Origin of the sequence: Rothia similimucilaginosa, from assembly GCF_029850875.1 — a bacterium.
In the GTDB taxonomy this organism is placed as follows: domain Bacteria; phylum Actinomycetota; class Actinomycetes; order Actinomycetales; family Micrococcaceae; genus Rothia.
In genome coordinates, this window is record NZ_JAOVAM010000001.1 from 197520 (window position 1) to 224206 (window position 26687).

Here is a 26687-nt window from a genome sequence, read left to right on the forward strand (position 1 = left end):
GGCGTTATCCTGGAGAGTATGACCCACTCACAGCCTAACCGCCGACTTTTTGTGCTCGGCACTGCTATGCTTCCGCTGCTTGCTGCCTGCTCGAAGAAGTCAAATGACTACGACGGCACCAGCGGCAATTTCACTCCGTATCAGGCTGGCGGCGAGACCACTGCTGCTACTCGCCCCGCAGCCACGAATTCACCGACCGTTGCTGCTGCTGGCAACCCGGTTGATAAGCCGCGCGAATGGCCCGGCATTGGCAATTCCCTCATTGGTGACGGCAAGTATATTGCGTGGACTGTTGATGACGGCGCGAGCCCGGAGGCGATTCGCGGCTACGCTGAGTTTTCGAAGCGTACGAATACGCGCCTGACATTCTTCATTAACGCTTCGTACACCGGTTTTAAGGAGCATGTGTCATTGCTGCGTCCACTGGTTCAGAGCGGCCAGATTCAGGTTGCGAACCACACCTACAGCCACGCCGACCTGACCACCCTGGACGCTGAGGGCGTGAAAGAAGAGCTGCAGCGTAACGAAGACGAAATTATGAGCATGTTCGGTGTCTCGTCAAAGCCGTACTTCCGCCCGCCCTACGGCCGCTACAACGATGCGGTGCTGAAGGCTGCAGGCGAGATTGGCTTTACCCGCCCGGTCATGTGGAACGGCACTACCGGCGATGAGGCGAAGACGAGCGCCCGCGTGATTTACACGCGCTGCATCCGCTACATGCTGCCGCAGCAGATTGTGCTGGGTCACTTGAACTACGAGACGATCATCCCGATTCTCGATAAGGTGAAGGGCCTACTCGATGACCGCGGTCTGACTGCGGTGACGATTCACGACTACTACGGTGACGCATCCGAGGAAGAGATTAAGGCGGCAGCGCCCGAACCGACTCCTACCCCGGAGGAGAACACCCCGGCACCCGAGCAGACCGCTGAGGCACCGGAAACCCCTACCCAGAAGTCTACCGTTGAGGCTCCGACTCAGGCACCAACCACCCGCTATGAGGATGAGGTAGCGGCAAACCAGCAGGCTACGACTGCACCTGTGGCTACTGCCACTACCGCTCCGGCGGCTTCCCGTCGATAGGCTCGCGTATATCGTGTGTGCTAAGCCCCCTTGGCTCCGGTTCCCATGCGGAGCGGCACGAGGGGGCTTTGCCATGCCCGGCAGGAATAAACGTGGCAGCCAGGATGTTAGGTGGTCGTACAGTTACGGCAGTTGCCGCGTCCGAGTGTGAGAGGAATAGATACTATGCGTATTGATATTTGGTCCGATATTGTGTGTCCCTTCTGCTACGTGGGCAAGCGTAACTTGGAGCTGGCGCTCGCCGAGTTTGAGCACCGTGACGAGGTGGATGTGGTGTGGCATAGTTTTGAGCTGGACCCGTCGGCTACGGAGCATCCGGCAGGTTCGCTGCCTGAGCTGATTGCCAGCAAGTATCAGATGCCGTTGGAGCAGGCGATTGTGAGCCAGGAGTCGTTGGCGGAGCGTGCCCGCGAGGTCGGTTTGGATTTCAATTGGCGGCAGGCACGCTACGGTAACACCTTTGATGCGCACCGTGTGATTCATTATGCGTCCGAGCAGGGTTTGGCGGCGGCGGCACAGGAGGCGTTTAAGAAGGCATACTTCACGGAGGGCCGTTCGGTGCAGGATCACGAGTCGATTCTGGATATCGCCTCTGAAGTTGGTTTGGATACCGCCGAGGTTGAGGCGGTGTTGAAGAGCGATCGTTATGTGGCGGATGTGCGTGCTGATGAGCAGTTGGCGCACCAGCTGGGTATTAACGGTGTGCCGTTCTTCTTGTTTGAGTCGAAGTGGGCGGTGAATGGTGCGCAGCCTGCGGAGGCGCTGTTGCAGGCGCTGCGTCATGTGTGGGAGCAGACTCACCGCGTTGAGTTCCTGAACCCGCTGGCTACCGAGAACGCTCAGGCTTCTGAGGCTGGCGCGTCCTGCGATGTGAACGGCAACTGCTCCTAGCGGCGGCTCTGGCTAGAGCCGTCCTGGAGAGGCCGCTACTCCCCTAGCGTCCCCCGGTTGGCGCCCCCCTCAGATATAGCGAAGCCCCCTCGTACTATTTCTAGTACGAGGGGGCTTCAGCATATCAGCATAGAATCCGCACAGGGTAAGAACCTGCGGGTAGCAGGGAGGTTAGCGCGGCTGGTAGGCGCGAGCACGCTCAGCGCGAGCACGGCGCGCCTCCGCATCCTGCAGAATCGGCACCAGCATACGCACCAGCTGGCCCATGCCGCGCACCACCAAATTCAGCCACAAACCAACAGACCACACCGCCGCCACACGCGGATGCCCCGTGCGCATCCACCGCACACCCAGAAAAGACAGCGAATAATACAGCAGAAGCAGCAGCGGCTCACGGAAACGGTGCACCTGTCGAACGATAGGATTCTGAGGAAGCTTCATCATGCCTCCCAGTATACCCGCCGGCCTTCAAACCTACTCGCTGGGGTCACCCGTAATAGTCACGAATCGTCACCGTCGTCAAACCGCGCCGATCTAATAACTCCCGAATACGGTCCAACTCAGACACCACACCCCGATAATTCAAATGCCCAATCACAATATGCTGAGCCAAAGCGTACTTCTCCGCGTAGGCATACACCTCAGCCGAAGAAATATTAGACGAATCCGCCAACGACCCGTACCACAGAACCGGGCGCGTAAAACCACACGAGGCCGCAGCCGCCAACACGCGCGCATCATAATACCCGTACGGCGGGCGGAAATACGGCTTCGAAGACACCCCAAAAAGCCGCATAATCTCCTCATCATTACGGGTCAGCTCACGCACAATCTGCTCATCCGTCAAACTCGTTAACGCCGGATGACTATACGTATGGTTTGCGATCTGCAACTGGCCACTCTTCACCAGCGGCAACAACAGGTCACGATGCTGCTTGAATGCCGGATACTGACAGTTCACAAAAAACGTCAGACGTGTACCGGTACGGCGGGCAAACTCCGCGTAGGCGCGCACCACCTCCGGGTCGGCACCGTCATCAACCGTCCACGCAATATACTTGCCCTCACCGGGAAGGCCGGTCTGCGGGCCAGTCCAGGTGCGCGCTACGGGAACCGGGTTTGACGAGGCAGCAGTCGCAGAAGCGGTCTTAGACACCGCGGCGGTTGGCAAAGGAGTCGCAGAAGCATTACCCGACGCGCTACCCGAGGCAGAACCACCAGCCGACGCCCCGTGGGCATCTTTCGCCGCGGGCGGGGTGCAGCCGCTCAGTCCAAGACCCAGCAGACCAAAACCCGCAGTACCCAGACTATAGGTACCAATATGCTGTAAAAGTTCCCGTCGACCGATGGAGGCGCGGGTAGAGGCGCCCGATATCATGTGATCAGTCGCGGGGTTGGCGATAGCGGATTGACGAGGAGTGATAGGTGTTTCTGGGTGTGGAACAGTGTTCATATTATGAGTGTATAGCGGGGCATGCCCTGAGCTATCGAAAAATTCAAAATATTACATTATGAACAATAAAGCCCCTTCCGCAATGCGTTCCCTTCAGAACGCACCCCGGAAAGGGGACTTCAAACACGCATCCGGCAGCCAGCCGCACAGGGCCAGCCACACAGATACGACCCAGCTCAGAAACACAACTACTCAGATTCTGAAGCTACCGACTGCTGCGCCTCAGCAGGCTCCAGCGCATTCAGCGCCTCTATGGCCGCCGCCTCCGCAGCCTCTTCAGCATCAGCCTCAGCCACACGCTCACTATCCGACTCGGCAGAAGTCACCGCCGCCGGGTTCGTCAGAACCTTCACGCCCATACTACGTAGAGCATCCGTATCAGTAATCGTCTCATCATTATCAATCAGATACACCTTGTACCCGTCATTCCGCAGGCGACGCATCAGCTCCAGGAGCATGCTCTGAGCGACCTCATCCACCGCGTACACGCGAGTAACATCCAGGGCGACCTTCGAACCCTCTAACGGAGATTCCACAATCTCACGAATCACACGCTCCGCACCCGCAAAACGGATACGGCCCTGCAGCTGAATCAGGCGCATAGACTCATCACCCGAACCGACCTGGTAGTTCGCGCGCAACGCCGAACGAGCCACCGTCGGAACGTTCATCACGTGCATGCCCATGTCATCAGAGAACTGCTCAAACAGCTCCACACCACGCACACTGTTACCGTGACCATCCAGGCGCGGCGAGAACGTCGCCACACCCAGCTGACCGGGCACCGCACCAATAATGCCGCCGCCCACGCCGCTCTTAGCCGGAACACCCACCTGGGTCGCCCAGTCGCCCGCAGCGTTATACATACCGCACGTGAACATGACGCTCAGCACCTGACGCACCACGTCCTTAGGGACCACCTGCTCACCCGTCACCGGATGCACACCATAGTTCGCCAAAGTCGCCGCCATCAACGCCAAATCCTTGACCGTCACCATTAGCGAGCACTGGCGGGTGTAACCCTGCACCGCCACGGTCGGGTCACCGGTCAGGATGCCGTGACCGCGCAGCATGTGCGCAATCGCGTAGTTGCGGTGCGCGTGCTCCAGCTCAGACTCATACACGCGCTCATTCACCGACAGGCGGCGGCCTGCAAACGCAGACAGACCAGAAATGACGCGTTCCATGCGCTCGCCCTGAGTCGCACCGGGAGGACCCACCAGCGAATGGGTGGTAATTGCGCCGGCGTTAATCATCGGGTTCAGCGGCTTACCGGAGTCATCTTCCAGGGACAGCTCATTGAACGGCTCGCCGGAAGGCTCCACGCCCACCTTCGCAAGCACGTCATCATAGCCGCGGTCCGCGAGCGCTAGGGCGTACACGAACGGCTTAGAAATCGACTGGATCGTGAACTCCACATCAGAGTCACCGGCGGCATACTGCTCACCATCAACCATGGCGATGGACGCGGCAAGCTTGTCCGGGTCCACGGCGGCAAGTTCCGGAATGTAGTTTGCCAGCTCACCGGAGGTATCAGAAGCGACCGACTCGAGGGTCTCGGTCAGGTAAGTGGCAATAGGTGAATGCATAGTATTCCGTATCTGCTGCTAATCGTGGTTTTTCTCGTCAACAATTCGAGGATGCGACTGCCGGCTGTGCCATTACAGGCCGGCTAGTGCGGCAATCCCCCACAAGCTGCGAAGCCTGTCAATGTATGCGGGTGAGGAGCACCTTTTGCTCCCTAATGAGTGTATCTTTTGCGTAGTTGAGCTACCAAATATACGGTAGGCACTCCCCTGCCATTTCGGCCCGCAGAAATCATACACGCAGGGTTTTCAGGTGGCTTAGGGGTGGCGAATCGAAGCCGGCTCACGACCACCCAACTCGGCAGTCTCCAACTGGAACGTTGAATGCTCCACCGACACCTCAAAATGGCTCGCCACACATGAACGGATACGGTCCAAAATCGCCACCGCAGACCCGTCACGGAAACACGAATCGGCAACCACCACGTGCGCGGTCACCACCGGCAGGCCGGTCGCCACCATCGAGGCGTGCACATCGTGCACTTCTACAACGCCGTCAACGCGTAGCATGTGCTCACGCATCGCATCCAGGTCCAGGCCGTCCGGGGTGAACTCCATGAGCACCGCAGTCGTCTGCTTCATCAGACGCATCGCACGCGGCACAATCAGCGCCGCAATAAGCAGACCGGCAAGGGCATCCGCCTGATAGAAGCCGGTCAGCCAAATCACGATAGCTGCCAGAATCACACCCAACGAACCCAGGGCGTCATTGAGCACCTCCAGGAACGCGGCACGCATATTGAAGTTCGTGTTCCTCGCCGTAGCCAGCACCGCAATACCAATAGCGTTCGCGACCAGGCCAACCACACCAAAGATCAGCAGTTCGGTGCCGGGTACCGCCGGCGGGGCGAACAGGCGATGCACGCCCTCCACCGCCGTGTAGATACCCACCGCCAGCAGCAGCACCGACTGTCCGAGAGCGGCAAGCACCTCAATGCGCCGGAAACCCCATGTATGGCGGGACGTCGCGGGCCGGGTCATCAGTGAAGCCGCTGTAAGTGCTACCAGCAGGCCTGAGGCATCCGCCAGGGCGTGCGCCGTATCAGTCAGCAGCGCAAGACTTCCCGTGACCAACGACCCAATCGCCTGAGCCAACACAATAACGACCGCCAAGCTGAACGCAATCAGCAGACGCGGACGCATCGAAGCGGCGTCCTCCGGGCTCGGGGCATGCGAATGGTCGTGCCCATGGTGATGTTTGTGTGCTCCCATAAGTGGCTCCTCAACTACTCACTACACCGTCAGCTCTAAAGAATTGTCGGCTACCAAAACCTACCGGCAGATAGCAAAATCGCCCGAGTCACAAGAACCGGGCGAAAAGCTCCTCAACCGAGGAAAACGTGGAGATAAGGGGACTCGAACCCCTGACCCCCTGCATGCCATGCAGGTGCGCTACCAGCTGCGCCATATCCCCATATTCTGTTAGTGACCTCAATAAGGCAACATGAATATATTACACACACCACGGAGAACGTTGCAAACCAGCACACCCAAAAATACAAAAAAGTTCCGGAGCAACCGGGCATACAGAAACACCCACAAACACGCAGAAAGGGGCGGACCCCGCGGGCACCATACAGCGCCAGCAGAGTCCACCCCTCATCAGCTAAAAATAAGCGGAAGCTTACGCCTCATCCTGAGCGGGAATAATGCGTGCAGCATCCTCCTCAGTCTCACCCTCGATGTCGAAGGGAGCCTCGTTCTCAACGCCCAGCTCAATACGCGGAGCCTCAGCCCACAGACGATCCAGAGCGTAGAACTCGCGGTCCTCCTCATGCTGAACGTGCACAACAATGTCGCCGAAGTCCAGCAGAATCCAACGACCCGAGGAACGCCCCTCACGGCGAACCGGCTTCAGGCCTGCCTGCTCACGCAGAGCATCCTCAACCTCATCCGCAACAGCGTTCACGAGGCGCTCATTGTGGGCAGAAACCACCAGGAAGCCATCAATCAGACCCATCGCGTCGGATGCATCCACAGCGAACAGGTTAGTTCCCTGCTTCTCCTCCGCAGCGCGGGCGGCAATGCGCAGAGCCTCAATCGAGGACTGTGCAGCAGTCATATTTTCCTTCCTTGCCAGCAGAACACCCACCGGCAGCACCCGCAACAGGGGTGCATTGTTCACGGCCTACTTAGGGCCAAAAATCATAATCAAACCAACAACGAACAGGGCGAGCAGCAGCACAATCCACAGCCACGCCAGGGAGGTCTTCCGCGCAGGCTGCAGAACCTCTTCACCCTTCTCAACAGCGCTCTCAGAAGCAGACTCTTCCTCAGCTGCCTCCGAAGCCTCAGCAGAAACAGTCGAAGCAGACTTCGGCTCAGCCGGTTCAGACTCTTCATCCTCAGAGTCCTCTTCGGACTCTTCAGCAGTCTCCTCGACCAGTGCCTCTTCGGGATTCTGACGATCCACCATGCGCTGCAACAGCTCCTCAACCTCATCCGGGCTCAGAGCAACAGTCGGGTCGCCGTCCACCGAATCCACGGTGTCACCAGCGGAGGCACTATCCAGCACGCTCAGATCAAGACCCTGCGCGTCCACCGCGCTCACGCGGGTGGGCAGCTCGTCAGCAGATTCTTCAACCTCAGCAACCTCAACGGTCTCTTCCTCAACGGAAGCAGCCTCGGTGTGCTCAGCCTCAGTGTCAGAACTGTCCATCTTCTCAACCTTCGGCTCATCGCGCACCAGGTACTGGTGCAGCTCAGGCTCGGGTTCCGGCTTCTCCTTCTTGACCACGGCAATGATCGGGATCGAAGAATTCATCGGGTTATCCACCGCGGAGGGGCTGGTCGCATCCACACGGTTCTGCGCGATGTCTTCGGGGCGCAGAACACGCAGGCTAGTGGTCAGAGGAGCAGGCTCGTGCAGCTTCTCCTCATCGTTCGCCTCAGTGTCAATCTTGCCCTGAGCAGCCAGCGCTGCAAAACGACGCTGAACAGCCAGAACCCGCGGGTCGATAGCGTCCGTATGAACCACTGAGCCCATGTTCGCAACAGGCTTCGCGGGCTCACCGCGGCGGCTCGCACGCAGGTACTCGGCAACTTCTTCACGGTAACGGGCAAGACGGCGCGGACCCATCACCTTAGTAGGCGGCGGCACCTCAATACCGTCCTCGGTCACGTACGTCTCGTAGAGGTACGCTTCGTCCTCGCTATAGGGCTTCGAACCCGTAGCTTCACTCATGTGTTCCCTCATTATTCGTCCATTGGGGGTGCCTGCCCAGACTCATCCTTCACGCGGGGCAAGCCGTCACGGTACGCCGTCAAGGCGTCCTTCTTGTACAGGCCGTACTTAGTAATGTACTGCACCACGCCATCCGGCACCAGGTACCAGATGGGGGCATCTTCAGCTGCGCGGCGACGAATATCGGTCGAAGAAATCGCCATCGCAGGAATCTTTAGGGTCGTAATATGACGACCCTCTGCCAGCGGCGGATCCAGCTCATGATCGGGGCGGGTCACGCCCACAAAAGTCGCCAAATCCCACAGCTTATGGGCATTGCGCCAGGTCATAATCTGGCTAATCGCGTCCGCACCGGTAATAAAGAACAGGTCAGCATCCGGGCGCAGGGCGCGCAGCTCGTTAAGCGTATCAAAGGTGTAGGTGGCGCCGCCACGGTCAATATCAATACGGCTCACTGTAAAACGCGGATTCGACGCGGTCGCAATCACCGTCATCAGGTAGCGATGCTCAGCGTCACTCACATGCCGCTCCCCCACCTTCTGCCAGGGCTGACAGGTCGGAACGAAAACAACCTCATCCAGGTCGAACACGGCGGCAACTTCACTAGCTGCCACCAGGTGTCCGTGGTGAATCGGGTCAAAGGTTCCACCCATCACGCCCAGACGCACCCGGCCGGGAGTGCGCGGGGGAATCGACTCGGTGCTCAAAGCACCAAAATCAAGGTGAACAGGCTGGTCAGTCACAAATGCCGTCCTTGCTGGGGACAGAGACCGCGCCAGGGCAACTTAAAGAGCCACCACAGGTGCGGATGCGGGCAGGTATACAGAAGGTACGCAACACCGAAAACGGTGCCCGCGTACATTCTCCTCTATGCTACCTGCTTCCGGTTAAAAAAACCGAAATGACGGGGGTGAGCTAAGCCGCCGGTGGAATACCCAACCAGCATGTCCGATCGCAGGTTCGCCACAGGCTCACCCGCATGTTCCGACACACACATCCAGCGCGAGAGGCAACCGCAGAGAACACAAGAAAGCATCGCGAACACAAGAAAGTGCCGCGCACCGGAGCAAACCCCGATGCACGGCACCATTCACTGTCTATGCAATAGCTAACGCTTCAGCTATTAGTCGTCGACGTTCGGCATGTCGATATTCTCGTCGACCTTACCTTCCTTCAACTTCTTGCGGTACTCAACGGACTCAGTCCACACGCCTGCAACGCGCTCGGACTCTAGCTCGGCACGAGCCTCCGCCTTCGCGTCCATACGCTCCTTGTACTCCACACGCTTCTGCGCACGAGTCGGGCGAATGAGCTCTTCCAGACGAGCGTCCGTACCACGCGGGGAGGACAGCAGCTCAGCGCCACCAACCATGGTCGGCTCCCAATCGAAAATCACCGAGTTATCGTTCTCGCCAATCACCACGGCGTCACCGGCACGAGCACCAGCCTTGAACAGCTCGTCCTCAACACCCAGGCGCGCCAGGCGGTCCGCCAGGTAGCCGACAGCCTCATCATTATTGAAGTCAGTTTGCTGAATCCAACGCTCAGGCTTCTCACCAATCACGCGGAACAGCGGCTCAAGGTTACGCTCCTCGCGGCGAATAATGAACTCCTGCTTTTTCTTACCGCGGAACCCCTTCGGGCGAACTACAGGAGCCTCAACGACTACACGCTCCGCTTCCTTCTCGGCAGCGGCACGAGCCACGCGGTCCTCCTCCACGAGCTTTGCCATCGCAAAAATCAGAGACTTCAGACCCTCATGGGAAGCAGTCGAAATCTCAAAGACCTCGAAGCCCATCTCCTCAAACTCAGGGCGAACAAACTCAGCCAGCTCACGAGCCTCAGGAACGTCAATCTTATTGAGAACCACAATCTGCGGACGCTCATGCAACGGCACGGTCACACCTGCAGTCGGGTCAACCTCGTAGTTTTCCAGCTCGCCGCGAATCACCTCAAAGTCACTGATCGGGTCGCGGCCCGGCTCCAAAGTAGCGCAGTCAATCACATGCACCAGAGCCGAAGAACGCTCCACATGGCGCAGGAAGCGGTGACCCAGACCGCGGCCCTCCGAAGCGCCCTCAATCAGACCGGGAACATCCGCGACAGTGTAGCGAACATCGCCCGCCTGCACCACACCCAGGTTCGGGATCAAAGTGGTGAATGGGTAGTCAGCAATCTTCGGACGCGCCGCAGAAATCGCAGCAATCAACGAAGACTTACCCGCCGAGGGGTAACCCACCAGAGCCACATCCGCAATGGACTTGAGCTCCAGAACAATATCAGCCTCTTCACCGGGGGTGCCCAACAGAGCAAAACCGGGAGCCTTACGCTTAGCCGAAGCCAACGCAGCGTTACCCAGACCGCCCATACCGCCAGGGGCAGCAACGTACTCATCGCCCACACGCAGCAGGTCAGCTAAAACATTACCCTCGCGGTCCTTCACCACAGTACCCTGCGGCACGGTCAGAATCAGGTCCTCACCGTTAAAGCCGTGGTGCATATCGCCACGACCAATATCGCCATTCGGGGCGTGCTGGTGCGGGCTGTGGTGGTACTCCAGCAGGGTCGTGGTCTGGTTATCCACGCGCAGAATCACCGCGCCACCATTACCACCGTTACCGCCGTTAGGGCCGCCCAGAGGCTTAAACTTTTCACGTCGCACGGAGACGCAGCCGTTACCTCCGCGACCGCCAGATACATGCAAGACCACGCGGTCCACGAATTCTGCCACGGGTTCTCCTTATCTTGGAAAATCTTCACTTCGCCACCGCACGGCACACACCAATCATGCTGCGGATGCGGCGGCAGGCGCGACCGGGTTGGGGTGCGCCTCATCGTGGAGCCCAGCACAGGCGGGCATCCACGGCATTCGAGGTCATAGCGAGAGGGGGTAGACTAACGCCTACCCCCTCTGCCCTAGCGGTGAGTATTACTCAGCTGCTGCCAGGATGTTAACGACCTTGCGGCCCTTGCGGGTACCGAATTCGACGGTGCCTGCTGCCAGAGCAAACAGGGTGTCGTCGCCACCACGGCCAACGTTCAGGCCGGGGTGGAAGTGGGTGCCGCGCTGACGAACGAGAATCTCGCCTGCGTTGACGGACTGGCCGCCGTAGCGCTTAACACCGAGGTACTGGGGGTTCGAGTCACGGCCGTTACGGGTGGAGCTTGCGCCCTTCTTATGTGCCATTCTGTATTCCTACCTTAGGGTTGAATTCCGGTCGTTTCGATTACGCGTTGATAGCGGTAATCTTGACGGTGGTCAGCTCGGCGCGGAAGCCCTGACGCTTCTTGTAACCGGTCTTGTTCTTGTACTTCTGAATAACGATCTTCGGACCGCGCAGGTCCTCAACCTTCTCAGCAACAACCTTGGCGGAAGCCAGGGACTTTGCGTCAGCGGTGACCTTGTCACCGTCGACGAGCAGCAGCACGGGCAGCTCGATGGTGCTACCGGGCTCGCCTGCAACACGGTCAAGGGTAACGAGGTCGCCTACGGAAACCTTCTCCTGGCGGCCGCCAGCGCGTACAATCGCGTATGCCACTATGGGACTCACTTTTCTCGACAACTTTGCTTCTTGAATCTCACACGAATGAGCAGCCTGCGCTTTCATTGCTGTGCGCCCTCCCCCGCCAGTCGAATGACCGCGAACAAGGAGGAACGGCCCGTGCGTTCCGGCGGGATTGCCCGCTGAAGCCAACACGCGAGGCTCACCGGTGGTGTCTCTCTCCCGCACGTTCAAAACTCAGCCGCTTACTCGACCGCGCCGAAGACGATGCGGGTGGGAGCGGTGTCTCCCGCTGGCCCTGCGTCGATAGGGCTTCACTGAGATAAACACCAGTCCTTAAGGATACGGCATGATCTACGTGCCACGCAATAGATAATTTTGCGGAACGCTCGAAGTCGGCACGTGATACTACTCAACCTGCACACGCACCGTACATAAACCACACGCAACCCGTCCGTATCAACAACGCTGAGACAGCCGCCCATAGGCAAGCCCCGGCAAGGTGGATTACTCCACCCCACCGGGGCTCGACATACACACACCATCGTAATTCCGATGATTGGAAGCTAAAGACTAATCGCCCTTACCTTCACGCTTAATGTCGGCAGCGGCCACGCCAATGCCGAACAAGACAGGGGCCGAAGCGTCATTAGACACCGGAGCCACATCCGCAACAGAAGCGGAAGCAACCACGGAACCCTCAGCACGCTCGGAAGCGTCCACGGTCACGACCTGAGCACCGGCACCGGCGCTCGAAGCCGCACGGCGAGTGCGACGCTTACGCGGGGTCAAACCGGGCACCTGAGCTACAGGCTTCTGGAGGTCCTCAACCGGAGCCTCAACCGCTGCAGGAGCTGCGCCCACCACGCCGGTCACAACCGTACGAGACTCAGACTTCTGAACCTTATCAGCCTTCGCGGGTGCCTGCTCAGCTGCCTTCTCGGCGCGCTTCTCATCAGCGGCACGACGAGCACGGCGGCGGGACGCACGCGGAGTCTCGCGAACATCCTCGATGCGCAGGTCCTCACGCTCAACACGCTTGGATTCCTGAGCCTTCTGCTCGCCGGAGGTTGCCTCCGCACCCTTATGCTCCGAGCGCTTCGCCGCACGGTCCTCACGGCCCGAACGGAACAACTCACCCTCAGCGCGGGCAATACGGCCGGCCTTCTGAGAAGCACGGGCCTTCGCCTCGCCGGCGCGAATCGCCTCAAAACGATCCGACGAACGAGTAAAGCGCGGGTCGAGCTCCGGGTCAACGTGGTGCTCATCCTCCAGAGCACCCGCACCGGAATCCTCTACAGCGGCAATATCTGCATCAGTCAGCTCGCGACGCTTATGGTTACGAGAAGACTTCTTACCGCCATGCTTGGACGAACGACGCTCATCCCAACGGTCCTCAGCAGAGTCCTTCGAGGAATCCTCAGCGGACTCCTCTTCCACGCGGTCGAACGCGTTTGCCAGCTGCTCCAGGGAGAAACCGCCCTGCTCACCGATCCAGTTGCCCTCGGTGACCTCCGCGACCTTGTCTTCACGCTGAGCGACCTCCGCGTGAGTCTGCTCGCCGGCAGCCTCGGCAATACCCTGAATCTCCTGCTCAAGCGAAAGCTCAGCGGTCTCCGCGCGGCGTGAACGCTTGCGGCGCTTACGCTTCTTACGGGTCGAAGCAGTTTCCTCCGAAACGTCCTCACTCGGAGCGGATGCGGCAGCCACCGCAGCCATAGCATTACGGCGCTCAGCCTTCTTCGACTCCAGAGCGTCCTGCTTCTGCTGGTCACGAGAATCCTCGCGGGCAGCGGCACGGCTACGCTTACGGTCATTACGCTCATGGCGGTGGATATAATCCGACGCGCCACCGTTACGACCGCTCAGCGGCTGATCATGAACCACCAGGCCACGACCGGCGCACTGCTCACAGGGCTCCGAGAAGACCTCAAGCAGACCGGTACCCAGGCGCTTACGGGTCATCTGAACCAGACCCAGCGAAGTCACCTCAGCCACCTGATGCTTGGTACGGTCACGGCCCAGGCACTCAATCAGACGACGCAGAACCAGGTCACGATTCGACTCAAGCACCATGTCAATGAAGTCAATGACGATAATGCCACCAATATCGCGCAGACGCAGCTGACGGACAATCTCCTCAGCAGCTTCCAGGTTGTTCTTGGTGACGGTCTCTTCCAGGTTGCCGCCGCTACCGGTGAACTTACCGGTGTTCACGTCCACCACGGTCATGGCTTCGGTACGGTCAATTACCAGCGAACCACCCGAAGGCAAGTACACCTTACGGTCCAGAGCCTTCGCCAGCTGCTCGTTAATGCGGTAATGATCGAAGAGGTCGTCATCACCGTCCCACTGCTGCAGGCGGGACACCAGATCCGGGGCCACGTAGGTTACGTACGCCTCGATGGAATCCCACGCGTTCTTACCCTGAACAATCATCGCGGTGAAGTCCTCGTTGAAGACGTCACGCACGGTCTTAATCATCAGGTCGGGCTCCTGGTAGAGCATCTCAGGAGCCAGCACCTTGCGGGAGTTAGCCTTCTCCTGAATCTCTTCCCACTGCGCACGCAGACGGTTAATATCATGAGTCAGCTCCTCCTCAGAAGCACCCTCCGCCGCGGTACGAACAATCACGCCAGCACCCTCGGGCAACTTGTCCTTCAGAATCTTCTTCAGACGAGCACGCTCAGTGTCGGGCAACTTGCGGGAAATACCGGTCATCGAACCACCCGGCACGTACACCAGGAAGCGACCGGGCAGGGAAACCTGGCTGGTCAGGCGGGCACCCTTGTGGCCAATCGGGTCCTTGGTGACCTGCACCAGAACCGAATCGCCGGGCTTCAGGGCGTTCTCAATCTTGCGGGGTGCACCGTCCAGGCCGGTGACATCCCAGTTGACCTCGCCCGCGTACAGCACAGCGTTACGGCCGCGTCCAATGTCAACGAATGCAGCTTCCATGGACGGCAGAACGTTCTGTACCTTACCCAGGTACACGTTGCCAATCAGGGAATCCTGCTGGGTCTTGGACACGAAGTGCTCAGCCAGCACGCCATCCTCGAGCACGCCAATCTGGATGCGACCGTCCTTCTGGCGAACCAGCATCTGACGGTCCACGGACTCGCGGCGGGCCAGGAACTCGGCTTCGGTCACGATGTGCCGGCGGCGACCCAGGGAACGGGACTCGCGGCGGCGCACGCGCTTCGCCTCCAGGCGGGTAGAACCACGCACACCGGTCACAGTGTTGGATGCGTGAGAGTCAGCCAGGCGCGGTGCACGCACCTTGGTGACGGTCTCAACCTCATCATCAACTCCGCCCTCAATCTCAATATCTTCGGTACCGCGGCGACGGCGACGGCGACGGTGGCTCGTCACCTCAGCCTCAGCGGCAGCCTCCTCGCGGCGGCGCTCCATGCGCTCCTTACGCTTCTGCTCCTCGGCAGCGGCGCGGCGTGCCTCACGCTCCAGCTTGGCGGCGATAGCGAGATCACTCAGCTCCTCCGGCTCGGGAGCCATGAACAGCGGCATCGCACCCATGGGGGTACGCGAGCGTAGCTCCTGCAGCTTTTCGCGCTGTAGGTCGCTAATGGTCTTTACCGGCTCGGGAGCTACTTCAGACTCCTCAGCTACGGGTTCCTCAGCTGCGGGCTTTTCAGCAGATTCTTCTGCGGCGGGTGCCTCAGAAGTAGCTTCTTCGGTTGCAGATTCCTCCGCAACTACAGCAGTCTCAGCGGGCTGCTCCGCGGCGGGTACAGACACCTCAGCTGCGTTAGCCTCGGCAACTTCCGCCTTCTGAGCGGCAGCCTTCTTCATAGGGCGCTTCTTCTCAGCGACCTTCTCGGTAGCTTCCTCAGCCTTTGTCGGGGTTACGACCTCAACCTTGGCGGTCTCTTCCTTCATCTCAACGGTAGACTCAGCAGGCGCAGCGGCGGGCGTAACAACTTCCTCAACCTTCGCGGTCTTCTCGACAGTCTCGACCTTCGCGGTGTTCTCCACGACAGCAGACTCAGCCGCCTTCTTTTCAGCAACCTCAAACAGGCTATCTAGAGTAGAAGCAACCTCGGCCTCAGACACAGCGGGAGCGGCAACCTTCGGTGCTGGCGCGTGCTTAGCCTTAGCGTTACGCAGGTTAGTCAGGCCAGTAGCAATCGCCTCATCCAGGGGAACCTCAGAAGCCTTCTCCTTCTTCGGGCGACCCGGGCGGCGGCGCTCAGTACCCTGCTGGGCCTCAGAGCTCTCACGAACATTTTTACGCAGAGTTTCACGGGTCTCTGCAGAGGCGTTCTTCTCCTCCGCGAGGGCGTTCAGCGCCTCAAAAACCCCAAGTTCGACGTTCTTCTCGTCAGACATTAATCTTCTTTCGTTACACCCTGCTCCGCACCGCAAGGATTTTAATAGCGCGCATACAGCGCAAAGCCTAGTTGCTGTCACCGCGGCTCAAGCTTCACCTTACAGTGCACATTCATTGGCGCTACCGGGCACTATCTCGTTCAGCGCTTCTGCAGTAAGGGGCGAGCGGGCGGAACGCAGAGCGCGCCGCGACGGTCACAGCCACCTCGCTCTCGAGCACGGCACGCTCACACCCTTCCTGGGTGTTCTGCCGGTCTTCGGGTTTCTTCGCCGTGGCGGGCGGCTCGCGCGGTGCGACAGTTATGCTCCGCGGCTTATAGCCGGCGCTCTTCGGGTACTCTCCCTCGATGCGTTGGTGGGGATCTTTATGCGCGTGCGGGGCGCACAAGACACCGCGTTCCATTATACCCGGTAGAGTGTGCTTCTAAGCCACCCTACCCTTCGTATCCGGGCTCCACTTCCGGGCAGGATGCGTGGGACAGATTATGGCGGTCATCTAGCGGGCACAGCAAAGCCGGGCGTGCCACTACGCACCACCCGGCTTCAAAAAACTTTGAGAGGAGGGGCTAGTCCAGACCCAGCTCCGCATCACGCGCCTCACGAGCCTGCTGAGCAAGCTTCGGGTCGGTCGGCAGATACTCCGGACCGGAACCGGTCGCAAACGGAACACCCAGAATAAAAACAAACGGAGAAACCACCAGCAGAATTACCCACAGCAGCGAGAAGTGACCGGCGGTCAGCAACAGCAGGGCAGTCAGAAAAATAACGGCAGCAGCGCCCATTGCGGCAATTCCGGCAGTCTTCACGGTTCTCCTCGAAGGGGTATCAAGAATCTAGTCTCCAGCAGAACGGCAGGCAGTCAACGTCGCAGGTGAACCCCGCGGACGGCTCCGTCCGATGCCGTTCAAGAATATACCTGACCATTATACGCACCCACTCCGCCTCCCCGCTGGCCGCCACCGGCCCCTCCCCTCCCCACTACCCGGCGTAACCAGCCCGGGCCCCCAACCCTGCACAGCCTCACCCGCCCGCAGACACAGTAACGCCCCGGCACCAACAAGTACCGGGGCGTTGCATGTTCGGGGTATCGGCCCTCAAACCAAGTTCAGAGATGAACGCTTAGCGCATCATATTCATAATGACCTCAAAGAAGCGGATCACAATAATGCCGAAAATCAGGATCAGCCACAGGCTAACCGCAAACCAGGACCAGCCGCGAGCGCTCTCACACATCGACTGCGACGCCGGAATAACACCCGCCGAAATATTGCGGACCGTGGTCTTCACAAAAAGCATGATGGTCATAATCCACACGATCATACAGAACAGGCACAGAGCGTTAATCTGGAAGGTCGTCTGGTACCACAGCCACATAGTGAACGCGGTCGCTGCAGCCAAACCAATGTTCATGCACACCCAGAACCACTTCTTGAACTGTGCACCCGCCATCATCGCGCCGCCGATAGTCACTACAATCGAGAAGCCCACCATGCCAATGAACGGGTTCGGGAAGCCGAAAGCTTCCGCCTGCGGCGAGCGCATCACCGTGCCGCAGCTGAGCAGGGCGTTGATATCGCAGACCGTTGAGTGGCCGGCATCAATGTAAATCTGCAGGCGCTCATACACCAGAATCGCTGAAGAAATGAGTGCAATCAGGCCGGCACCAACCAGCCAGAATCCGAGCTGTCGGTCTGAGTAGCTGCCCGGGGTTCCCGCGTGCCCGTGTTGCGCTTCTTTTTCAGCGTGGGTGGGCTCGGTAGTACTCGATGCGGCAGTACTCATACGACTCCTTTAGATAGTGTTTTACGGTGGTACGTTCACGGCAGTACCGTCTTAGCTCTGCCAGAAAAATTGGGGTGTTCGGGCGCCTGGCAATCTTCAAGCCGACAGGCACAGGGAGGGTTCGCTAGGTTCCTCTAGGAGGTTCCTGAAAGTCGCGCCCCCCCGCTTGTCAGGAGGTATTCACCGACGCGGCATAGCCAGCACCCCGGAAGCAGTACTCCATTTATCCTAGCCTCTCACATTGCCTCTCACATTGCTAAATAGCACGCCATTAGCTTTTACATTTCCCATATGACGCCTCACATCATGCAAATAGGCGCGTTTTTGTGACGTACCTTAAACCCAGAAAACCCCGGAAGGAGCCCGCAACGTAGCGGCGGGCGGAACCTTTCGGGGCATGGTGCGCATGTTTTCTAGGGCATTCGCCTCATCAACGCGCGGCGGCTCCCACGGCAACTACCGTGGAGCGCACAGACAGCACGTTAGGGCAGTGCGTTAGGGCAGCGGGTGGGTGTACGACTCATCAAAGAACAGCTGCTCCAGCTCCACCGCGCGGCTAAAGAACTCACGGGCACGCTGCGCATCCGAGGGGCCCACACGGTCCAGTTCGCTGCGCAGGAAATCAACCAGCTCACGGAACTCCGGGTAGTCGTGCAGGGTAATCCACTCGTGGTGCACAAAAGAATCGGGGCGCTTGGTGGGAGCCTTTGACGCCCAATCCAGGTACAGGCCCTCGCAAACCACCAGCACCGATAGAATCGCCGCGTAGCTGCCGCTTGCCGCAGCGTCCAGGAAGAGACGCTTAAAGCCGGTGGTCGCCTCTGTATCGGGTATGGATTCACGCTGATGCTCGGTCACGCCCAGAGTCTCAAAACAACGCAGGAAGTAGGTGTTCTCATCACCGGCAATTTCACCAGCAAACTGCGCCAACCGCAAGCGCCCAGAGAGAGTGTCAGCATTGGCGATTGCGCCACCAATCAGGGCGAGGAAGGTATCGAGGAAGCGGTAGTCCTGCACCAGGTACCCCGCCATAACCTGCGGGGCAATCGTGCCCTCAAAAAGTTCAGTCACAAAGCGGTGATTCGTGGCGGAAAGCCAGGTATCAATGTTTTCCTGGCGCAACGTTTCAGTGAACGAATCAGTTCCATTCGCATCAGCAAAGGGCGCGGACATAAGAGTTGCCTTTCGAGATAATGCATACCGTCGCTGGTATACGCATATATGCGGGTTTAGTTGGTGCAGCCTCAGACAATGGGGCCGGTGCCTCAGTGAATATAGCACCGGGATACCACGGTGTGCCCGGTTTTTGTACCCCCGGCACCCGAAAATTTTCGTTCTTTTCGTTTTTGGGGTGGATGAGGGCTCTTAGGTTTCAGGCATGAAGCTACTCTTTTTCTCCCAAATACAAAACGGGCCGCAAAAACAGCACACAAAAAAGGCAGGGCGCAATTCCTCTAGCCGGTCAATACTAGCTCAGCAGCCAAAAGAACCAGCTCAGCCAGTAAAACCAGCCAGAGAACGGCACCCCGCCTCATGTCGATGACCTCAACAGGTCAATTTAGTGATCCGCATCGTCCTCGGAATCATCACCACCGAAGAAATCATCGGTGTACGAGTCACCCAGCGGCAGGCCCAGCGAATCCTCCAGCGAAGAACCCGCCGCAGACTCGCCGCCCAGCTCAGCCATGATGCCGTCCAGCAGCTCATCCGGCTCAGCAGAGGCAGCCGCAGCCGCCGCGGCAGCCAGAGTCGAAGCCGACGCCGCGCCCACAGAACCCGCATAAGCGCCCTCGGCACCCAGCTCATCCGGCAGCTCCTCAGCCTCAGCGCCGGGGGTCTTTGCCTCCTCGTGTGCCGCCAGCAGGGTACGCGCCTCACCGATGACCGTAATCGAGCCGGTAATCAGCACGCCCGCCGACTCCTGCTCAAAGAGGGCGTTCTCCATGGCGGTGGCAATCGCCTCATCCAAGTGTTCAAACACCTCGATCGAGCCTTCATCCAGTCCCGCATCCAATGCCAGCTCGTGCAGACGCTCCGGTGCAATCGCACGCGGCGAATCCGACGCCGCCAAGTACAGGCGGAAAGTGCCATCAGAAGCATCCACGTACTCTTCGCGCATGGTCTCGAACATACCCAGAGCGTCCTTCTCGCCCAAAATTCCGACCACGGAATGCAGATGCGACAGCTTGAACGCCTCAGTCAGCGCAGCCGCGGAAGCACGCACACCGTGCGGGTTGTGGCCCGCATCCAGGATGGTCAACGGCTCGGTGCGCACAACCTCCAGACGGCCCGGCGAACGCACCGTCTCCAACGCGGTACGGACCACGTCCTCGGGCAGCTGACGCCGACCGCCGAAGAACGCCTCCACAGCGGCGAGAGCCACCACGGCGTTCTGCGCCTGATGCGCACCGTGCAGGGACAGCGGCACATCCGGGTACTCGCCAGCCAGGCCGCGCAGGGTCAGCAGCTGACCGCCGACCGCAAGCTCACGGGAGACAATGCCGAACTCCACCCCCTCGAAGGCGAAGGATGCTTCCTTCTCCCGGGCAGAGGCGAGCAGCACATCCGCCGCTTCCGGGTCCTGGGCGGCAGAAACTAGGAAGCCACCGGGCTTGATAATGCCAGACTTTTCAGTTGCGATCTCGGCGAGGGTTTCACCGAGCATATCGGTGTGGTCCAGGCCGATCGGGGTGACCACAGAAACCACGCCGTCGGCAACGTTTGTGGAGTCCCAGGTACCGCCGATACCGACTTCAAGCACCACCACGTCCACCGGCTCGTCCGCGAAAATCGCGAAGGCAAGCACGGTAATGGACTCGAAGAAAGTCAGGGCGGGCTCGCCGCGGGAGGTCATCTCCGCGTCCACAATCTGCAGGTAGGGGGCGATTTCATCCCAAATGCGCACGAAGGTGGTATCCGGTACGGGCGCGCCGTTAATGCAGATACGTTCGGTGACGCTTTCGAGGTGCGGACTGGTAAAGCGGCCCACGTGCAGGTCGTGGCCGAGCAACAGGGCCTCAATCATGCGGGCGGTGCTGGTCTTGCCGTTCGTGCCGGTGATGTGGATGACCGGCGCGGCACGGTGCACGTCGCCGAGGATTTCGACGGCGCGCGCCACGGCGTCCAGGCGCGGCGCCATCTTGTTTTCGGGTGCTCGCGCCAGCAGTTCACCGTAGACCCGCTCCACGCCCTCGGGGTCGGGAATTGCGGGGTAATTCTTCTCGCTCATTGTTCTCCTCACTGGGATAGCCGGTCGGTGCCGGCAGGTGGCCCGCCGTGTGGCGGGATAGACGACGGGCCGCCCCGCCCAATAAAGGGGCGAGACGGCCGTACGGTTCAGGCGTTTTATGCCTTGGCTACGCTAATGCTCAGCTCGGCTGCTTCGCTCAGCTGCAGGGACACGGCGAGGGTTTCGCCGGTCACCAGTGCTTCGTTGGCGCGCAGAGCTGCCAGAGTTTCCTCCGGCGCCGCGATGTTCAGGTTGATGCGGTCCGAAACGTTCAGGTCGGCGTCCTTACGTGCCTGCTGAATAGCGCGGATAGTGTCGCGGGCGATGCCCTCGGCAACCAGCTCGTCGGTCAGCTCAATGTTGAGGACCAGGAAGCCGCCGGGCAGAACCGCAGCCGCAGTATGCTCAGCACCCTCAGCATCAGCGGCAACCACGGTTGCCAGCTCGTATTCGCCCTCTTCCAGAGCCAGGCCGCCGTCCAGAGCTGCCACGCCGACTAGGACAGTGCCGTCCTCGGTCACGGCCCAGTCACCGGACTTGGACGCCTTAATAGCAACCTGCACCTGCTTGCCCAGGCGCGGACCTGCCGCACGTGCGTTGACCTTCAGCTGCTGGGAGATGCCGTAATCGGCGGGGTCGACGGTGTCGGCGCTGACCAGCTCCACCTGGCGCAGGTTCAGCTCGTCCTCAACGATGTTCGCAAAGTACTCCGCGCCCTTCTCGCCGAATGCGGTACCCAGGGCAGCGAACTGCTCGGGTGCGATTGCCACGGTCATCTTCTGCAGCGGCTGACGCACACGGATCTTCTTTTCCTTACGCAGTGCCGAACCGGCGGAGCAGACCTCACGCACGGTCTGCATGAGAGCCAGCAGGTTGGACTCGTCAGCGAAAGCAGATGCCTCGGGCCAGTCAGCCAGGTGCACGGAGCGTTCACCGGTGAGGCCGCGGTAGATTTCCTCACTGCTGAGCGGCAGCAGGGACGCAGCAACCTTCGACACGGTCACCAGTGCGGTGTAGAGGGTGTCGAATGCGTCGGTGTCTTCGTTGAAGAAGCGCTCGCGGGAGCGGCGCACGTACCAGTTGGTCAGTGCGTCGGCGTACTGGCGCAGGGATTCACAGGCGTTCCAGATGTCGTAGGAGTCCATCGCTGCGGTGACCTGCTCGATGAGTTCGCGGGTCTTGCCGAGGATGAAGCGGTCCATCACGTGCTGTGAGTCGTACTTGAGCTTCGCGCTGTAGCCTTCGCCGTTGTTGGCGGCGTTAGCGTACAGGGCGAAGAAGTGGTAGACGTTCCACAGCGGCAACATGACCTGGCGAACACCTTCACGGATACCCTGCTCGGTCACGATCAGGTTGCCGCCGCGCAGGATCGGGGAGGACATCAGGAACCAGCGCATCGCGTCGGAGCCGTCGCGGTCGAGGACCTCGGAGACATCCGGGTAGTTGCGCAGGGACTTGGACATCTTCTGACCGTCCGAGCCAAGCACAATACCGTGGCTGATGACGTTCTTGAACGCGGGGCGGTCGAAGAGTGCGGTCGCCAGGACGTGCAACACGTAGAACCAACCGCGGGTCTGGCCGATGTACTCGACGATGAAGTCTGCCGGGTAGTGGTTCTCGAACCATTCCTGGTTCTCGAAGGGGTAGTGCACCTGTGCGTAGGGCATGGAACCGGAGTCGAACCAGACGTCAAGCACATCTTCCACGCGGCGCATGGTGGACTTGCCGGTCGGGTCATCCGGGTTCGGGCGGGTCAGCTCGTCGATGTACGGGCGGTGCAGGTCGGGTTCGCCGTCCTTGTTCAGGGGCAGGCGACCGAAGTCTGCCTTGAGCTCTTCGAGGGAGCCGTACACGTCCATGCGGGGGTAGTTCGGGTCGTCCGAAACCCACACGGGAATCGGGGAGCCCCAGAAGCGGTTACGGGAGATGGACCAGTCGCGCGCGTTCTCAACCCACTTGCCGAACTGGCCGTACTTCACGTTTTCCGGAATCCAGTTGATCTGCTTGTTCAGCTCGTACATGCGGTCCTTGAAGTCGGTGACCTTCACGTACCAGGAGGTGATTGCACGGTAAATGAGCGGGGTCCGGCAGCGCCAGCAGTGCGGGTAGGAGTGCACGTAGGACTTCTCGCGGATTAGCACGTCATCTGCCTTGAGGGCGTTGATGATGGTGCGGTTCGCGTCGAATGCCTGCACGCCTGCAATCTCAGCCAGGGCGGTGGCACCGGAGGCGGTGGGCTCGGCGAAGAGGTTCAGGAACTTTGCGCCTTCGTCGAGGGAGAGAATCACGGGGATGCCGTAGCCTTCACAGACTTTCTGGTCGTCTTCACCGTAGGCGGGTGCTTGGTGGACGATGCCGGTACCGTCACCGGTGGTGACGTAGTCGGCGACGAGGATCTGCCAGGAGGTTTCGGTGCCCCACTTTTCGGTATCTGCGAAGTAGTCCCACAGCGGGGTGTAGCGCACATGCTCGAGCTGGGAGCCGGTATAGCGTGCGGTGACGGCTGCGGCTGCGTCCTTTTCGGGCTGGTCGCCTTCGTAGTCGAGGTCCTTAGCGTAGGAGCCAAGCAGCTCGGAGGCGATCAGGAAGGAGCGGCCCTCGAACTTGCCTGCACCGGGCACGACGGAGTATTCAATCTCGGGTCCGACAGCGAGCGCCTGGTTGGTGGGCAGGGTCCAGGGGGTGGTGGTCCATGCGAGTGCTTCGACGCCGTCGAGTTCTGCGGCGACCTTCTCGTCAGCACCGAGGGCGGTGTCTGCGGTGAGACGGAATGAGACGGTGACGGTCTGGTCCTGGCGGTCCTTGTACACGTCGTCGTCCATGCGCAGCTCGTGATTGGAGAGAGGGGTCTCGTCCTTCCAGCAGTAGGGCAGCACGCGGAAGCCCTGGTAGGTCAGGCCCTTGTCATAGAGGCGCTTGAACGCCCAGATGACGGACTCCATGTACTCGACGTTCAGGGTCTTGTAGTCGTTTTCGAAGTCGACCCAGCGTGCCTGGCGTGTGACGTACTTTTCCCACTCGTTGGTGTACTTGAGCACGGATGCGCGGGCAGCATCGTTGAAGTTGTCGATGCCCATTTCGAGGATTTCGCGCTTATCGGTCATGCCGAGTTGCTTCATTGCCTCGAGTTCTGCGGGCAGGCCGTGGGTATCCCAGCCGAAGCGGCGTTCTACCTTGTGGCCGCGCTGAGTCTGGTAGCGTGCGACGAGGTCCTTAGCGTAGCCAGTGAGCAGGTGGCCGTAGTGGGGCAGGCCGTTAGCGAAGGGAGGGCCGTCGTAGAAGACGAATTCGTTTTCGCCGTTTTCGCCTGCGGGGCGGTTCTCGACGGATGCGGAGAAGGTGTTGTCCTTCTTCCAGTAGTCGAGGACTGCCTCTTCAAGTGCGGGGAACTTGGGCGATGCGGTGACGCCGCTTCCTGCGGCTTCGAAGGCGCTCGCCTTGGGGTATACATGGGACATGTGTTTGTGCGCCCTTATCTGTTGTTCTCAACGCTGAGAGGTTGGGGCGACAGGGTACGTTGGCACTCGTCGTCCGCGCCCTTTCAGCGGGTGAGGATTGACATGACGGGTGCAAGGACGCCTGGGCATCGCTGACTGATCCGGGCTGTGCCGGGGCAGGATGCGGCGCGGTACCACCTTGCTTACTGATTTAACAGCTCAACGCACCGAACCCTCCCGGGGCTACGGGGTGCCACGGCTCATGACCGCGATACCTAGCCACCGGAAGAGCGGCGCGTTGGGCGGGTATCAGTCGCTTATTACAGCTATATCGGGCTTAACCGTCCGGTTCTACTGGGACTACATCTCTTCCGCTAAGACACCCTCGCCGCAGCGATTGGCGGGTGTCCGCAGGTGCGGTCCGTTCTTCCGAATTGCTCGCCGGTGATGGCCGGGTCGTTGCAAACACTAATAGTTTATGTGGCTTTTGTGTCTGTATGCAACCCCACGGGGTGTGGGTTTGAACAGCACTTTTCTAATGTACCGATACTGAAGGTGTAAAACAGAATGGTTCTTCGTTCGGCGATATCTAGAGCGAGTAGGGGGCTTAAGGGGGCTCGACTCACCCCACACTCGGGCGTGTTTAAGGATGTATGTTTTTACATTCCTCAAGTGTTGCTTTAAGTGGGTTTTGATTTTTTTAAGGGAACCTGCAGAATTAGTGCCGGTACAACCACAAGATATAGGGTGAACACCGATGTAATTCCACTAGATATTCACCCCTATAAGTTTCCACACCCTCGATATCCCGTGTGGGAACCCGTTTTCCTGGATTATTCAGCAGTGCATAGCGGGTGAATAGAGTGCATATTTGGGGATTATTGAGCAGGTTTTCCCCTTATTGAATCGGGTATTTCTTCTGGACTATTGAAGACTTCCTTAGGGTAAGAAGGCTGAACCAACCACCCTCCGCTCCCCCATCTTTTGGAAATGCTGAAGTGCAGTTCTTTTATTTTTCAAGTCATAAATATGACTGAAATCACTTAGCTCGACATGCATGTAACCCCCTCGCTGAGTAGTCGCCTCTATCAAATAGCCCCTCACCAACAGGGAGTAGCCGTAATACTTTACAGTAACTGACATCTTGAGTGTCCCATAGGCTCCCAGAGATTACTAAGATTCTTTTTCGTGCATTTTGAGCTCAAAATAATCTAAAATGAATCATGCAACAGATCAATGGCGATTCGGTAGTATCTACCCTCTCAGCGGGGGCATGACCACAGCAGTTTCACCAGTACCCCTCGCCCACGACATGAGGTACACCCGAGGTCACTTCCGGACCTCACCGTGAGGAACCGACCTTTCAGGGTGTCTACGAGACGTTGCACGCCTACTACAGCGCTCAGATTGCCACACTCAAGGACGGACGCTACATAGACCAGACGAATGATTTGACCTACCCGGCTGATAAGCGTGCCAGTGATGAGGTCAAAGTATTCAAGGAACTGCACGAGAAGAATGGCTGGTACATGAAATTCACGTGCAGCATTGTCATGCAGAACACCGAACCGGACAGTGCCTTGAAAAACGGTGACGGCTACGTAGAAATCGTGATGGACGCCGAGTATTCTGCCGCTGCCATTCATCAGCCGGATGGCACCGAGCGCAAGGTTCCGGCGATTACTCAGGTATTCGTTTCGCACGTGATGCTCTACACCGAAGGTAAGTGGTGGCGCATTAGCAACGACTACCTGAGTGAGCGTTTTATCGGAGGCAAGGGCTCTTCTGGCTCCGGAGAATCCAGCTCTACCGGTTCGAGTGGTTCTTCGTCCTCGGGTCGCGGCTCCACTAAGGTCTAATGAAGCTTTAAACCAATCTTCTATAGTAAAAAATGGATACTTCATACCGCCGCAATTTGCGCTCCGACACACCCGTATCCCGGTACCTCCTTTGTACTGCACACCATACAGAACGATGAGACGGATTCTTTCGTACGCATCACAGCGTTGTGAAGTGCGCTACCTCAATCAACCATTTTCAGGAAATACCATGTGCTTCCGGTCGAGCGCACACGCCAGCTTCTCTGCTAACGACCGAAACGGATTGACCCGCTGCACTGTTCTTTTTGGTGGTCTGACCGCCTGTGCTTTGGCTCTAGCAGGATGCGCTTTCAATAAGGATATTCCACCCCA

19 protein-coding genes and 1 tRNA gene are annotated in these 26687 nt (G+C 59.2%); 3 read left to right on the top strand and 17 right to left on the bottom strand.

Translation table 11 applies throughout. From position 1 onward, the window contains the following. The first annotated feature begins 18 nt into the window (after positions 1-18). Together QFX05_RS00775 and QFX05_RS00780 are read left to right on the top strand one after the other, a co-directional pair. Positions 19-1083 (top strand): polysaccharide deacetylase family protein, encoded by a 1065-nt coding sequence (locus QFX05_RS00775; RefSeq protein ID WP_279740087.1) that lies wholly within the window; start codon positions 19-21, stop codon positions 1081-1083. 165 nt (positions 1084-1248) lie between these two features. Then, entirely contained in the window at positions 1249-1974 is a 726-nt protein-coding gene (locus tag QFX05_RS00780; RefSeq protein ID WP_279740089.1) for a DsbA family oxidoreductase, read from the top strand. A 171-nt stretch (positions 1975-2145) separates the two neighbouring features. Here the strand turns inward: QFX05_RS00780 and QFX05_RS00785 are convergent, their stop codons facing one another. The 17 genes from QFX05_RS00785 to ileS all read right to left on the bottom strand — a co-directional run bounded on the left by QFX05_RS00785 (position 2146) and on the right by ileS (position 24516). Beyond that, positions 2146-2418, bottom strand: a complete 273-nt coding sequence (locus tag QFX05_RS00785; protein WP_279740090.1) for a hypothetical protein — start codon at positions 2416-2418, stop codon at positions 2146-2148. Positions 2419-2461: 43 nt separating this feature from the next. Beyond that, entirely contained in the window at positions 2462-3427 is a 966-nt protein-coding gene (locus QFX05_RS00790) for a polysaccharide deacetylase family protein (RefSeq protein WP_279740092.1), read from the bottom strand. A gap of 188 nt (positions 3428-3615) precedes the next feature. Further along, positions 3616-5016 (bottom strand): glutaminase, encoded by a 1401-nt coding sequence (locus QFX05_RS00795; protein WP_279740094.1) that lies wholly within the window; start codon positions 5014-5016, stop codon positions 3616-3618. A 255-nt stretch (positions 5017-5271) separates the two neighbouring features. Next, entirely contained in the window at positions 5272-6225 is a 954-nt protein-coding gene (locus QFX05_RS00800) for a cation diffusion facilitator family transporter (RefSeq protein WP_279740096.1), read from the bottom strand. A gap of 129 nt (positions 6226-6354) precedes the next feature. Then, a tRNA-Ala gene (locus QFX05_RS00805) sits at positions 6355-6427 on the bottom strand. 210 nt (positions 6428-6637) lie between these two features. After that, positions 6638-7075, bottom strand: coding sequence for a ribosome silencing factor (gene rsfS / locus QFX05_RS00810; protein WP_279740098.1), 438 nt, complete (start codon positions 7073-7075; stop codon positions 6638-6640). 66 nt (positions 7076-7141) lie between these two features. Next, entirely contained in the window at positions 7142-8197 is a 1056-nt protein-coding gene (locus tag QFX05_RS00815) for a sulfite reductase subunit alpha (protein ID WP_279740099.1), read from the bottom strand. A gap of 11 nt (positions 8198-8208) precedes the next feature. Further along, on the bottom strand, positions 8209-8850 hold the full coding sequence (gene nadD, locus QFX05_RS00820) for a nicotinate-nucleotide adenylyltransferase (protein WP_279740363.1): 642 nt from the start codon (positions 8848-8850) through the stop codon (positions 8209-8211). Between the two features lie 470 nt (positions 8851-9320). After that, positions 9321-10928: a GTPase ObgE gene (gene obgE, locus QFX05_RS00825; protein WP_279740101.1), complete on the bottom strand. Its 1608-nt coding sequence runs from the start codon at positions 10926-10928 to the stop codon at positions 9321-9323. Positions 10929-11126: 198 nt separating this feature from the next. After that, positions 11127-11384 carry a 50S ribosomal protein L27 gene (rpmA, locus tag QFX05_RS00830; protein WP_005505766.1) on the bottom strand — a complete coding sequence of 86 codons (258 nt, stop codon included), beginning with the start codon at positions 11382-11384 and terminating at the stop codon, positions 11127-11129. Positions 11385-11424: 40 nt separating this feature from the next. Beyond that, complete coding sequence (rplU, locus tag QFX05_RS00835; protein WP_005505764.1) at positions 11425-11736, bottom strand: 50S ribosomal protein L21; 312 nt, start codon at positions 11734-11736, stop codon at positions 11425-11427. Between the two features lie 537 nt (positions 11737-12273). Further along, complete coding sequence (locus QFX05_RS00840) at positions 12274-16047, bottom strand: Rne/Rng family ribonuclease (protein WP_279740108.1); 3774 nt, start codon at positions 16045-16047, stop codon at positions 12274-12276. Positions 16048-16613: 566 nt separating this feature from the next. Continuing rightward, entirely contained in the window at positions 16614-16853 is a 240-nt protein-coding gene (locus tag QFX05_RS00845; protein WP_005505761.1) for a hypothetical protein, read from the bottom strand. Positions 16854-17166: 313 nt separating this feature from the next. Further along, complete coding sequence (locus tag QFX05_RS00850) at positions 17167-17829, bottom strand: vitamin K epoxide reductase family protein (RefSeq protein ID WP_279740111.1); 663 nt, start codon at positions 17827-17829, stop codon at positions 17167-17169. Positions 17830-18324: 495 nt separating this feature from the next. Further along, positions 18325-19002 carry a TenA family protein gene (locus QFX05_RS00855; RefSeq protein WP_279740112.1) on the bottom strand — a complete coding sequence of 226 codons (678 nt, stop codon included), beginning with the start codon at positions 19000-19002 and terminating at the stop codon, positions 18325-18327. Positions 19003-19387: 385 nt separating this feature from the next. Continuing rightward, positions 19388-21058, bottom strand: a complete 1671-nt coding sequence (locus QFX05_RS00860; RefSeq protein ID WP_279740113.1) for a bifunctional folylpolyglutamate synthase/dihydrofolate synthase — start codon at positions 21056-21058, stop codon at positions 19388-19390. A gap of 116 nt (positions 21059-21174) precedes the next feature. Continuing rightward, on the bottom strand, positions 21175-24516 hold the full coding sequence (gene ileS, locus QFX05_RS00865) for an isoleucine--tRNA ligase (protein ID WP_279740114.1): 3342 nt from the start codon (positions 24514-24516) through the stop codon (positions 21175-21177). A 1361-nt stretch (positions 24517-25877) separates the two neighbouring features. Here ileS and QFX05_RS00870 point away from each other — a divergent pair. Next, positions 25878-26354 carry a hypothetical protein gene (locus tag QFX05_RS00870; RefSeq protein WP_279740116.1) on the top strand — a complete coding sequence of 159 codons (477 nt, stop codon included), beginning with the start codon at positions 25878-25880 and terminating at the stop codon, positions 26352-26354. Positions 26355-26687 lie beyond the last annotated feature (333 nt).